Consider the following 12,962-nt stretch of genomic DNA (forward strand, 5'->3'; position numbering starts at 1 on the left):
CAGCGCCATCCTGCCAACGATCCCAGCTTTCGCTGGGATGACGATTATTCCTCCGGAAGCGGGTCCATCGGCGGCGGGGGGATCGGCTGGGCCATGCGCACGTCGATGAGGATCGTGCTGCGGTCCCACTTCGGCGGTTCGCCCGGAACTTCGGGTCGATTGCGCGCCGCTTCCCAGAACGCCGCGGCGACGTGGCGCAGCTTCTCCCGCTTGCCGATCACGACGCGGTGGTCCCACGCATGCAGGCCGAGTTCGCGAACGCGCCGCCCGATCGCGCCATAGATGCGCGCGGCGGAAAGCACCGCCCAGCGGCTGCGGAAAGGCAGCTTCGCCGCACCCAGCCGCGACCAGGCCTCGTGCCGCTCCATCCGCCGGATCAGGCGCGCGACGATGTCGGCCAGTTCCTGCCGGTGGTGCGGATGCATCACCATGCCTGGCTCGATATCCTCTTCCACCATCCATTCGAGCGGCAGGTAGCGGCGGTCGGCCTTGTCGTCCTCGGACACGTCACGGGCGATGTTGGCGAGCTGGAAGGCGAGGCCGAGGTCGCACGCGCGGTCGAGCATCCAGCCGTCGTCGCGGTCGACCCCCATGACCACCGCCATCATCACCCCCACCGCGCCCGCTACGTGGTAGCAATATCGCGCAAGGTCCGCCTCGCTGCGCGGACGCCAGTCGGCCGCGTCGAGTTCGAAGCCCATGATGACGTCTTCGGCCATCTCGCGGGTTATCCCGCATTCGCGCGCGACGAGACCGAAGGCGTCGAACGCCGGGTCGGCGGTGGGCAGGCCTTCGAACGCACGTTCGGTGAGCAGGCGGATCGAGCGGATGCGGCGAGCGGCCTCTTCTTCCGTCGCGGGGGCGAGTTCGCCGCCCATCTCCTGCCCGTCGGCGATGTCGTCGCAGCGGCGGCACCATGCGTAGAGCAGCCACACCCGTTCACGGGTCACCCGGTCGAACAGCTTGCTCGCCATCGCGAAGCTCTTCGAGCCTTCGGCGATCATGTCCTCCGCCTGGTCGACCAGCGACCAGCGTTCGCGCCCGCCGCCCGCCTGCGCGGGGGTGGAGCGCAAGATCCGCGAAGGCGCCAGCATCCGCGGGACGACGCGGCGTGGCTTCGTCACAAATCGCTGGCCTTCATCTGGAAGATCGGCGTGTGCGGCCGGTAGGCGGCCATCTTGACCAGCAGGCCGCCGAGGGTCTCGTCGGCGATGATGATGCCCTGGTGTGCCGGGCGGACGAAGCCGACTTCCGCCATGTGGCGGTTGAAGGCGATCAGGTGGTCGTAGAACCCGAACGCGTTCAAAAGCCCCACCGGCTTGGTGTGATAGCCGAGCTGAGCCCAGCTGACCGCTTCCCACAGCTCGTCCATGGTTCCCACTCCGCCCGGAATGGTGACGAACCCGTCGGAAAGATCGGTAAAGCGCTGTTTACGCTCGTGCATCCCGCCGACGGTGTAGAGCTCGGTGCAGTCGCGGTTGGCGACTTCGGAATTGGCCAGCGCATCGGGGATCACCCCGATCACCTCGCCCCCGGCCTCCAGCGCGCCGGCCGCGACCGCGCCCATCAGCCCGAGCCGGCCCCCGCCATAGACGACGCCGATCCCGCGCTCGGCCAGATTCCGGCCCACTTCGCGGGCAAGCTCGATGTAGCGGGTGTCGGCCGGCGAGGCCGATCCGCAATAGACGGCGAGGCGGTTCATGTTCGAATTCACGCCGCCAGATCCTCCAGCATCAGGCCCGCGGTCGCCTTGGCGCTGCCGACGACGCCGGGGATGCCTGCACCCGGGTGGGTGCCGGCGCCCACGAGGTAGAAGTTCTCGATCACGTCGTCGCGGTTGTGGCCGCGGAAATAGGCGCTCTGGGTCAGGATCGGCTCGAGAGAAAACGCGCTGCCCTGGTGCGCCGACAGGTCGGTCGCGAAGTCGCGCGGGGCGTAGTGGAACTTGGTGACGATCCGGTCGTGGATGTCGGGGATCAGCCGCCGGCCGAGCTCGTCGAGAATCCGCTTCTCCAGCATCGGGCCGACCGCTTCCCAGTCGATCGCCAGCTTGCCCATGTGGGCGACGGGGACGAGCGCATAGAACGTGCTTCTGCCCGGCGGGGCCATGCTGGGGTCGGTGACGGTGGGGTGGTGGAGATAGATCGAGAAATCCTGCGGCAGCACGCCGTGTTCGTAGATATCGTCGAGCAGCCCCTTGTAGCGGGGGCCGAACAGGATCGCGTGGTGCGGGATGCCGGGCCAGGTCCCCTCCAGCCCGAAGTGGACGACGAACAGCGAAGGACTGAAGCGTTTCCTCGACAGGCTGCGCGCCTGCGCGTCGCCGCGCTTGGTGCCGCCGAGGAGGTCGCGATAGGTGTGCATGATGTCGCCGTTGCTGGCGACGGCGTTGAACCGGTCCTTCCAGCCGCTTTTCGTCTCGACCTCGGTCGCGCGGTTGCCGATGGTGTGCACCTTGACCACCGGGTCGCCCAGCCTGACCTCGCCGCCCAGCCGCTCGAAATGGCGGACCATCGCGGCCACCAGCCGGTTGGTGCCGCCGCGCGCCCACCAGACGCCGCCGTCCTTTTCCAGCTTGTGGATGAGCGCGTAGATCGAGCTCGTCGTCATCGGGTTGCCGCCGACGAGCAGGGTGTGGAAGCTCAGCGCCTCGCGCAGCTTCTCGCTTTTCACGTAGCCCGAGACGACCGAATAGACGCTGCGCCACGCGCCGTACTTGGCGAGCGCGGGGGCCGCCTTCATCATGCTGGCGAAGTCGAGGAACGGCTTGTCGCCGAGTTTGAGATAGCCTTCTTCGAACACCCCGGCCGAATAGCGCAGGAAATCCTCGTAGCCCGGGTAGTCGCCCGGCGCGACGCGGTCGATCTCGGCGCGCAGGCCCGCTTCGTCGTTCGAGTAGTCGAAATTGACGCCGTCGGGCCAGTTGAGGCGGTAGAACGGCATCACCGGCATCAGTTCGACATCGTCGGCGATGTCGTGGCCCGAAAGCGCCCACAGCTCTTTCAGGCAGTCGGGATCGGTGATGACGGTCGGGCCGGCATCGAAGGTGAAGCCGTCGCGTTCCCAGAAATAGGCGCGCCCGCCCGGCTTGTCGCGCGCTTCGACGACCACCGTCTTCACGCCGGCGGATTGCAGCCGGATAGCGAGCGCCAGCCCGCCGAACCCGGCCCCGATCACGCACGCCTTCTTGCCTTCAGCCGTCATCATGCCGCTGCCTTTGCCAGAGAATTGCCGCCGGTCGCCAGCGCGCGCATCGCGCCCAGCACCGGAACGGGCGGTTTGCCCATGAGAATGCGCGCGCGGTCGATTCGGGTCGAGCGCGCGGCATAGAAACGTTCGATCACGTCTTCCGGCCGGCGATAGACGAGCGCGAAGGCGCGCCAGCGCTCTTCCGGGCTGCCCGCGCCGAACATCATCCGGCCGAGCCTGCGGTAGTACCGGGTCGCCCGCCACAGCGCGTTCGCCCGCGATTCCAGCATGGCGGCGAGCTGGTCGCCGGGCAGGTCCGCGTCTTGCGCGACGGCGAGCGCGGTGCGCACCGCGAAGGGCAGGCTGTAGCTGGTGAGCGGATGGAAGAACCCGCCGCGCACGCCCGCCAGCGCCACGCCGGGCACGGAATGCGCCGCGCGAAAGCGGGCGAGACTGCCGCCGGTCACGACCGGCAGGACGCCGGTTTCGAAATCGCGCGGCTCGCCCGTCCAGCCGCGCTGCTCGCAGTACCGGTCGATCCGGGCCGACAGCGCCTTGCGGTCGAGGTCCGGCGTGTCGGCGTAGTAGGTGTCCTCGACGAACAGCTGGTCGGCGCCGAGCGGCAGGGTGTAGACGAAGCGCAGCGCGCCGTGCTGCGCGACGTCGGCATCCATGATCGTCGGGCATTCGATGCCGTGGGGCTTTGCCGTGCGCATGCGGCGGCCCATGAAGACCTGCCATCCGCCCTCCAGCCCCGGCGCACCGGCGATCCCGCGCGCGTCGATGACCGCCCGGGCGTCGATCCGCGTGCCGTCCGCAAGGTCGATCCCGCGCGCATCGAGCGCCGCCACCCGGCGGCCGGTGACGATCGCCTCGGCAGGCAGTTCGCGGCGCAGCGCGGCATCGAAGTCCTTCGAGTTCATCGAGGCGTAGCCGGTTCCCAGCGTCCGCTCGAAACCGGGGAAGCGCACGTCGTAGCCGTCCCACCGCGTCGTGCGGAACGGTCGCAGCAGGTCGGCGCCGTCGGCTTCGAGGTCGCTCGCGAACCAGCTCCACCGGTGATTGCCGCCGAGCGTCCGCCCGCTCTCGACCAGCGCGATGCGCAGTTCGGGCCGCGCACGGTGAAGCGCGAGCGCGGCGAGCCCGCCCGCCAGGCCCCCTCCGGCAATCGCCACGTCGATCATGCGCCCGCTCATCTCGCGCCAAGCCCTAGGGCGCATGGCGCGCCCGGGCAATCGTGTGTTGCCCACCTCGCGGAACGCTATCGGCCCGTTGCGGGTTATGCGGGCAAACAGGGGACAGTACCGCTCATGAGGAATGCATTCGCCGCGTCGGGCCTCGCGCTCGCAATCGCTCTCGTCGCCGCTCCGGCCGCCGCGCAGGACCAGCCGGTCACCGCGGGCCCCGCGGACTCGGTCGAGCCGCCGCCGCAGACGGTCTACGACGGCGACTGGCTGTCGGTCGGCATCGGCGGGGGCTATTCGCCCAGCTACGATGGCTCGAATGACTACGTGTTCTTTCCGGCGCCGCTCGTCCAGGGCAACGTCGGCGGGATCGGCATCCAGCCGCGCCCGGCGGGTCTCGCGCTCGACTTGATCGACGATGCCGACGACAGCACGGTCGGGTTCAATCTCGGCCCGGTCGCGCGCGTTCGTACGAACCGCGCCCGCCAGGTCAAGGACCCGGTGGTCGAGGCCGCGGGCAAGCTGAAGACCGGCATCGACGTCGGCGCCAACGCGGGCGTCGCGTTCAAGAAGGTGCTCAACCCTTACGATTCGCTGTCGTTCGGGGTCGATGCGCTGTGGGACGTGAACGGCGCGAGCAGCGGCATGACGCTGAGCCCGACGGTATCGTACTTCACCCCGCTGAGCCGCGGTATCGCCGCCTCGCTGTCGCTCTCGGCGGAGCGCGGGGACGACGACTTCAACGACTACTACTACTCGGTGAACACCGCCCAGTCGCTGGCTTCGGGCCTGCCGATCTACCGGGCCGACGGTGGGTGGAACAAGGCGGGGGCGAACGTCCTCGTCGGCATCGATTTCGACGGTGATCTGGCCAACGGCGGTCTCGCCGCGGTCGTCATCGGCGGATATTCGCGGATGCTCGGCGATGCCAAGCGCACGCCCTACACCAGCATCCGCGGCAGTGCCGACCAGTGGTTCGGTGCGCTGGGCATCGGCTACACCTTCTGACGCACTGACCCTACGCCGCTCTTTCCCTCCGCGCCGCGCTCGCTAGAACGGCCGGACGAAACGGGGGAGAGTCGACGTGCGGATCATCGGACATTTGGCGATCGCGGCGGCGGCGCTCGGGTTCGGCACGGGCGTGCAGGCGCAGGATGCCGCGCCCGAAACGGCCCGGACCACGGTCATCCATGCCGACCGGCTGGTGGTGGACGCGGCTTCGCCCGTGCGCGGACCATCGACCGTGGTGGTCACCGACGGCAGGATCGCGAGCATCGCCGACGGTTTCGTCGAAGGTCCCGCGGGGGCGCGGGTCGTCCGGCTCGACGGCAAGACGCTGGTCCCCGGCCTCGTCGATCTCCACGTCCACCTCACCGGCGATCCGGGCGGAGATTTCTGGAAGGAAGCGATCGAGCCCGTCGAGTGGAGCGTCGTCGTCGGCACGAAGAACGCCGCCCGCACTGTTCGCGCAGGCTTCACCACCGTGCGCGAGGCAGGCAGCGGCGGGGCGAGCGCCTACGCCCTGCGGCGCGGGACCGAAGACGGCATGATCGTCGGCCCGCGCATCGTCGCGGCCGGCGCGCCCATCTCGATCATCGGCGGTCACGGCGACGTCACCGGCTTCCTGCCCGAGGTCAACGAACTGCTGTCGAGCGGGATGACCTGCACCGGCGCGAGCGAATGCGCCGCCAAGGTCCGCCGCGCCAGCCGCAATGGCGCCGACGTGATCAAGATCACCGCCACCGGCGGCGTGCTGAGCCAACAGGGCCGCGGGCTGGAGGCGCATTTCAGCGACGACGAGATGAAATCGATCGCAGACACCGCGCATTCGCTCGGCCTCAAGGTCATGGCCCACGCCCACGGCGCGCGCGGGATCGAGGCGGCGAGCCGCGCCGGCATCGATACGATCGAACACGGCACCTACATCGACGACGCCGCGATCCGCGAGATGAAGAAGAACGGCACCGTCCTCGTGCCCACCCTGATGGCGTTCCAGGGCGTCGCCGAGCGGCTGGGTAAGGGCATCTATACCCCGGTCGTCGAGGACAAGATCCGCGCGGTCGCCGACGTGGCGCGCACCTTCATGCGCAAGGCGCACGACGCGGGCGTCCGGATCGCCTTCGGCACCGACGCGGGCGTGTTCGAACACGGGCGTAACGCCGGCGAATTCGCGCTGATGATGGGTCAGGGCATGACCAGTCGCGAGGCGCTTGCCGCCGCCACCACGGGGGCTGCCGCGGTACTCGATATGGAAGGCCAGATCGGCCGCATCGCGCCCGGCTATTCCGCCGATATCATCGCGGTGGACGGCGACCCGACCGAGGATGCGCGCGTGCTCGAGACCGTCGGCTGGGTCATGGCTCGCGGCCGGGTGATCGACTGAGAACGAACCGCACAGCACCCGAACGCGGGCGCGCGCAAGAAGGACCGTAATCCATGACTTTCCGCACCCTGATCCTTGTGTCGATCGCCGCGCTGCCGCTCGGCGCGTGCACGACGATGGCGGGGGGCTCCGCGCCGCTCGCCGCCGCGCCCGCCACCGAGGCGGTCCCGCCCCGCGCAGCGCAATCGGCGCACGACCGTCTGTTCGCCGTCTTCGCCGCCGACGACGAGGCGAGCCTGCAGCTCAACCCGCTCAGCGCCATCTATCGCGGCGACCTGCGCTACGCCGACCGCATCGGCGACTTCGGTGCCGACGCCTACAACGACGCCGTCCGTTCGCAGGCCAGCCGCAGCCTTGCCGCGCTCGGCGGGATCGACCGGGCGGACCTCTCCCCCACGGACCGCATCGCCTACGACGTGTTCGAGTATCAGCAGCGCGAGGCGCTGAAGGGCCTGACGCCCGAGATGCTCGCGCTGACCGACGTGCGCCCGGTCAATCACTTCACCGGCATCCACACCTTCTACCCCACGTTCTCGAGCGGGGAGGGCGCGGCGCCCTACAAGACGGTTCGCGACTACGAGAACGGCCTTAGCCGCAACCGCAACTACGTCGAGATCGTCGACCGTTCGATCGCCCGCATGCGCGAAGGCATGGCGAGCGGCGTGCTGGAAACGAAGCTGACGATCAGCAACGCGGTCCAGCAGCTCGACACGCAGATCGCGATGAAGCCGGAAGACACCCCGTACTGGTCCCCCATCGCGAAATTTCCCGCCGACATCCCGGCGGCGGACCGCGCTCGCCTGACGGCGGCCTATCGCGCTTCGATCGGCGAGGTGCAGGCGGCCAACACGCGGCTGCGCAATTTCCTGCGCGACGAGTACCTGCCGGTCGCCCGCGACAGCGTGGGCCTGTCGCAGATGAAGGGCGGGGCGAAGCTCTATGAAGCGATGATCGAAAGCTCGACCACGCTGCCGCTCACCGCCGATTACCTGCACGAACTCGGCCTGTCGGAAGTCGCGCGCATCCTGGGCGAGATGGAGAAGATCAGGACGCAGGTCGGTTTCAAGGGCACGCTCCCGCAGTTCTTCGAGTACCTGCGCGACGATCCGCAGTTCAAGCCGAAGAGCCGTGCGGACCTGACCGAGCGCTACTATGCGGTCGGCCGCATAGTGGACAGCAAGGTAGGCGAATACTTCGACACCCTTCCCAAGGCGCCGCTCGAAATCCGGCCCTATCCCGAATACCGCGAAAAGTTCGAGGCGGGCGGTAGCTACGAGCAGGGCACGCCCGACGGCAGTCGCCCGGGCGTGTTCCATTTCAACGCCTACGACCTGCCCAGTCGGACCACTCCGGGTATCAACACGCTCTACCTGCACGAAGGGGCGCCGGGGCATCACTTCCAGATCAGCCTCGCGCAGGAGAACGAGGCGCTGCCCGCCTTCATGCGCTACGGCGGCAACACCGCCTATGTCGAAGGCTGGGCGCTCTATGCCGAAACCCTCGGCTATCCGATGGGGCTTTACGAGGACCCGTACCAGCACTTCGGCACGCTCAACGACGAGATGCTGCGTGCGATGCGGCTGGTCGTCGACACCGGCATCCATGCCAAGGGTTGGAGCCGGGACAAGGCGATCGCCTACATGCTGGCGAACAGCGGCATGGGCCGGACCGACGCGACCGCCGAGGTCGAACGCTACATCGCGATTCCCAGTCAGGCGCTGGCTTACAAGGTCGGCGCGCTGACCATCCAGCGGCTGCGCGACAAGGCGGAAAAGGCGCTGGGAGACCGGTTCGACATCCGCCGCTTCCACACGCAGGTACTCGATACCGGCGCCCTGCCGCTGCCGGTGCTGGAAAAGAAGATCGACGACTGGATCGCGGCCGGCGGCCGATAAGCAATACAAATGGGGACGAAGCGATGACGGGACAAACATTCAAGGCGCTGCTGGCGGGCACGGCGGCGATGGCCGTGGGAGCCTGCGCCACGGTACCGACTGCCGAACCGGCGGCGGGCACCCCCGCGGTGGCCGCTTCGGAGCCGGCGCAAACGGCATTGGCCGCGCACGATGCCCTCTACGCCCTGTTCGAGCGGACGGACCGGGATATGATCGCGCGCAATCCGATCGCGGCCTGGTATCGCGGCGACTTCAGCCGGACGGACACCCTCGGCAACCTGTTCTCGAAAGATGCCATCCTGGCAGAGCGCGCAGCCGCACAGACGGCGGTGGCGGATCTCGCGCAAATCGACCGCGCATCGCTGAACGCCGATGACCGCATCGCGTACGACGTCTTCCTATACAATCAGCGCAATGCGATCGCGGGCACGGAACCGGCCATGCTGCGCTTCGCGACCGCGCTGCCGGTCGACCATTTCACCGGCTTTCACATCTCGTATCCACGCCTCTCGACGCCGGGCGGGCCGTTGCCGTTCGAGACGGTCGCCGATTACGACAACACGCTGAAGCGGCACGCCGAGATACCCGTGCTGATGGACCGGGCGATCGCGCAATTCCGGACCGGCATGGCGAACGGCATCGTCCATCCGCGCGTGGCGGTGACGACGATGATCGAACAACTCGACACGCAGCTGAAACTGACGACTGAGCAGTCTCCGTACTGGAAACCGGTCGCCGAAATGCCCGCCGGTTTCGCGGTTGCCGATCGCACCCGGCTGACCGCGGGTTTCCGCCAGGCAATCGAGCGCGACATCCGCCCGTCGCTGCAGAAACTGCGCACGTTCCTCGCCGACGAATATTTGCCGAAGGCGCGCGAATCCGTGGGGTTGGGCGGCCTTCCGGGCGGAGACGCGGTCTACGCCTTCGAGGTCGAGAACAGCACGACGCTGCCCCTGACGCCCGATGCGGTCCACCGGCTCGGCCTGTCGGAAGTCGCGCGGATCGAGACCGCGCTGGCCGCCGCCCGGGCGGAGGCCGGCACCCGCAAGCCGGAAATCTACCGCGACAAGGCGGCGCTGACAGAGGCGTGGTACGACATCCAGAAGAAGGTCGATCCGCTGCTGCCGCGCTTGTTTTCGAGCATTCCCAGGACCCCGCTCGAGATCAAGCCGTACGAGGAATACCGCGAGAAGTTCAACCTCGCAGCCAGCTACAACCAGGGGAACCCCGACACCGGCAAGCCGGGTACGTTCTACTTCAGCGGATACGACCTTCCCAATCGCGAGGTGTCACCCACGATCGCGCTGTTCATGCACGAGGGCAATCCGGGCCACCACTTCCAGATCATGACTAAGATCGAGAACGAGGACTTGCCCGCCTTCCTGCGGTACGGCGGGTTCACCGCGTACTCCGAAGGGTGGGGCCTCTATGCCGAAAGCCTGGGCTACGAGCTCGGCCTCTACGACGATCCGATCGAGAAGATCGGCGCGATGCAGGGCGGCGAACTGCTGCGCGCCGTGCGGCTGGTGGTCGACACCGGCCTTCATTCAAAGGGCTGGAGCCGCCAGCAGGCGGTCGACTACATGATCGCGCACGGCCAGCCGCGCGAGTTCGCCGAGAGCGAAACCAATCGCTACATCGTGATGCCGGGACAGGCGCTGGCCTACAAGATCGGCGAGCTCAAGATCAAGGAACTGCGCCAGCGGGCCGAAGCGGCGCTGGGCGACCGGTTCGACGTGCGGCGTTTCCACGCGCAGGTGCTCGATACCGGCGCGTTGCCGATGCCGGTGCTGGAGAAGAAGATCGACGACTGGATCGCCGCGGGCGGGGTCTGAGGGAACCGCCGGGGTCGGCGCGCCCAGCCTAGCAGAAGCGGCGCGCGACCCCGGCCGCTCTGATCGGCAGCGTCGGCATAGCGGCGGGCCGCGGTGTGGAGCAAATCGTCCGTCGCGCCAGCACGACCAGTTTGCTGACCTGCCAGATCAGTTCGTCCTCGCTCGCAGGTTTGGCGAGAACGGCATTGACCCCTTCGGAGCGAATGGTCCGGCAGGCGGAGGTCGCATCGGGATGGGCTTGCATCACGACCGGCAGGCAAGCCGACCCGTAATTCTGGCGGATGACCCGCAAAGTCCGCATTGCCCCGCCCGGCAGGTGTGAATCGAGAATGACGCAGTGCGGCTGGCGAAACCGGATCGCTTCGAGCGTCTGAGCGCTATTGGCGAACCGGGCGACGGCATGGCCTGCGCCCATCAGCGTATCCACGGTCGCGGCGGCCGACAACTCGTCGGCATCGGCCAGCACGATAAGGCCCATTGCTTTTGTTCTCCTGCAGGGTCGGCCGCTCCTAGGGCAGGTGGATGAGCCGGCCATGCGCGGACGGATAGGTGTTACACCCTAGTCCGGGTCGCAATCTGCGCTGCGTACGCCTGTTGCACCGGCCGCCAAGCTGGCGCACAACCCCAGCATACCGGATTTGGGAAAGGAGCCGCGCAGACAATGGCCAGCGCACCCGCGATCGACAAGGAAGCCCTCCGCCGCAAGTACGCCGAGGAGCGTGACAAGCGCCTGCGGGCCGAAGGGGCGGATCAATACCGCCGGCTCGAAAGCGAGTTCGCCGATCTCGCCGCCGACCCCTATCGCCCGGTCGAGCCGCGCGACCCGGTTACCGATCACGTGACCTTCGCCTTCGTCGGCGGCGGGTTCGCGGGGCTCGTGGTGGGCGCGCGGCTGAAGGAAGCCGGCATCGACGACGTGCGCATCATCGACAAGGCGGGCGACTTCGGCGGCACGTGGTACTGGAACCGCTATCCCGGCGCGCAGTGCGACACCGCGAGCATGATCTACCTGCCGCTGCTCGAGGAAACCGGCCACATGCCGACCGAGAAGTACGCCCACGCGCCCGAAATCCGCGAACACTGCAGCCGCATCGGCCGGCAGTACAAATTGTACGAGAACGCGCTGTTCCACACGCGCGTCACCGACCTCCGCTGGGATAGCGAGGCGCAGGTCTGGACCATCGAGACCGATCGGGGCGACCGGTTCACCGCGAAATACGTCGGGCTCGGCACCGGGCCGCTGCACGTCGCCAAGCTGCCGGGGCTGCCGGGCATCGAGACCTTCCGCGGCAAGGCCTTCCACACCAGCCGCTGGGACTACGCCTTCACCGGCGGCGATCCCGAAGGCGCGCCGATGACGAAGCTCGCCGACAAGCGGGTGGCGATCATCGGCACCGGCGCGACTTCGGTCCAGGCGGTGCCGCACCTGGCGCGGGCGGCGAAGAAGCTGTTCGTGTTCCAGCGCACCCCGTCCTCGGTCGACGAGCGCGGCAATGCGCCGATCGACCCCGAATGGTTCGCGGGCGTGGCCGAGCCGGGCTGGCAGCGCCGCTGGCACGAGAACTTCGTCGGCAACATGGGCGCAGGGAATGCGAAGGAAGACTGGGTGCAGGACGGCTGGACCGACCTCGGCAAGCGCATCCGCAAGGAGATCGCGACGCTGCCCCCCGAGGAGCGGACCCCCGCCAACATCCTCGCCAAGTGGGAGGATGCCGACCACCAGAAGATGGAGGAGATCCGCCAGCGCGCCGCGCGCATCGTCGAGGACCCCGCCGCGGGCGAGGCGCTGAAGGCATGGTACCGCCAGCTTTGCAAGCGGCCGTGCTTCCACGACGAATACCTCCAGGCCTTCAACGAACCGGGCGTCACGCTGGTGGACACCGGCGGCAAGGGAGTCGAGCGGATCACCGAGAACGGCGTGGTGGCGAACGGGACCGAGTACCCGGTCGACTGCATCGTCTATGCCTCGGGCTTCGAGGTCGGCACCGAATATACCGACCGCGCCGGGTTCGACGCGTCCGGGCGGGGCGGGACGAAGCTGTCCGAATACTGGGCCGACGGTATGCGGACCCTGCACGGGCTGCACGTGCGCGGTTTCCCCAACATGTTCGTCGTCCAGCCGACGCAGGCGGCCAATTTCATCGCCAATGTGCCGCACAACATCGTCGACCATGCCGACACCATCGCCGCCGTCGTGCGCGAGGCGGAGGAGCGGGGCGCGGCGACGGTCGAGCCGCAGGAGGAGGCACAGAAGGCCTGGGTCGACCTCATCGCGAGCGGGCCGGGCATGAACCTCGGCGGGACCGAATGCACGCCCGGCTACTACAACAACGAAGGCAAGGGCTTCGACGACCGGACCCGCTTCTTTGCCGGGCATCCGCAAGGCGCGATGGCGTATTTCACCCACATCGACGCCTGGCGCAGGTCGGGCGACTTCGCAGGGTTGGAGTTCGGCTGAAATCTACTCGGCGGGCGC

10 protein-coding genes are annotated in these 12,962 nt (G+C 68.1%); 5 read left to right on the top strand and 5 right to left on the bottom strand.

What is annotated here, in order from left to right:
* Positions 1–44 precede the first annotated feature (44 nt).
* The 4 genes from D4766_RS11045 to crtY are packed head-to-tail and all read right to left on the bottom strand — an operon-like array spanning position 45 to position 4,385.
* Positions 45–1,094: a phytoene/squalene synthase family protein gene (locus D4766_RS11045; RefSeq protein WP_120717499.1), complete on the bottom strand. Its 1,050-nt coding sequence runs from the start codon at positions 1,092–1,094 to the stop codon at positions 45–47.
* Positions 1,095–1,120: 26 nt separating this feature from the next.
* On the bottom strand, positions 1,121–1,702 hold the full coding sequence (locus tag D4766_RS11050) for an LOG family protein (RefSeq protein WP_120717500.1): 582 nt from the start codon (positions 1,700–1,702) through the stop codon (positions 1,121–1,123).
* 8 nt (positions 1,703–1,710) lie between these two features.
* The gene (locus tag D4766_RS11055; protein ID WP_234024789.1) at positions 1,711–3,207 is read right to left on the bottom strand and encodes a phytoene desaturase; all 1,497 of its coding nucleotides are present in this window, start codon (positions 3,205–3,207) and stop codon (positions 1,711–1,713) included.
* Positions 3,204–4,385, bottom strand: a complete 1,182-nt coding sequence (crtY, locus tag D4766_RS11060) for a lycopene beta-cyclase CrtY (protein ID WP_120717501.1) — start codon at positions 4,383–4,385, stop codon at positions 3,204–3,206. The genes D4766_RS11055 and crtY overlap by 4 nt, the downstream gene beginning before the upstream one ends.
* Before the next feature lie 114 nt (positions 4,386–4,499).
* Here crtY and D4766_RS11065 point away from each other — a divergent pair, with 114 nt between their 5' ends.
* From D4766_RS11065 to D4766_RS11080, 4 genes are all read left to right on the top strand, one after another.
* Complete coding sequence (locus D4766_RS11065) at positions 4,500–5,381, top strand: MipA/OmpV family protein (protein ID WP_120717502.1); 882 nt, start codon at positions 4,500–4,502, stop codon at positions 5,379–5,381.
* Between the two features lie 76 nt (positions 5,382–5,457).
* A complete protein-coding gene (locus tag D4766_RS11070; RefSeq protein WP_120717503.1) occupies positions 5,458–6,756 on the top strand; it encodes a metal-dependent hydrolase family protein in 1,299 nt (432 codons plus the stop codon).
* A gap of 53 nt (positions 6,757–6,809) precedes the next feature.
* Complete coding sequence (locus D4766_RS11075) at positions 6,810–8,651, top strand: DUF885 domain-containing protein (RefSeq protein WP_120717504.1); 1,842 nt, start codon at positions 6,810–6,812, stop codon at positions 8,649–8,651.
* A gap of 23 nt (positions 8,652–8,674) precedes the next feature.
* On the top strand, positions 8,675–10,486 hold the full coding sequence (locus tag D4766_RS11080; protein WP_120717505.1) for a DUF885 domain-containing protein: 1,812 nt from the start codon (positions 8,675–8,677) through the stop codon (positions 10,484–10,486).
* A 28-nt stretch (positions 10,487–10,514) separates the two neighbouring features.
* Here D4766_RS11080 and D4766_RS11085 read toward each other — a convergent pair whose 3' ends face one another.
* On the bottom strand, positions 10,515–10,952 hold the full coding sequence (locus D4766_RS11085) for a response regulator (protein ID WP_162935753.1): 438 nt from the start codon (positions 10,950–10,952) through the stop codon (positions 10,515–10,517).
* A gap of 195 nt (positions 10,953–11,147) precedes the next feature.
* Between D4766_RS11085 and D4766_RS11090 the strand changes: the two genes are divergently transcribed.
* Positions 11,148–12,944, top strand: coding sequence for a flavin-containing monooxygenase (locus tag D4766_RS11090; protein WP_120717507.1), 1,797 nt, complete (start codon positions 11,148–11,150; stop codon positions 12,942–12,944).
* Positions 12,945–12,962 lie beyond the last annotated feature (18 nt).

Source organism: Tsuneonella amylolytica, from assembly GCF_003626915.1.
Classification (GTDB): domain Bacteria; phylum Pseudomonadota; class Alphaproteobacteria; order Sphingomonadales; family Sphingomonadaceae; genus Tsuneonella; species Tsuneonella amylolytica.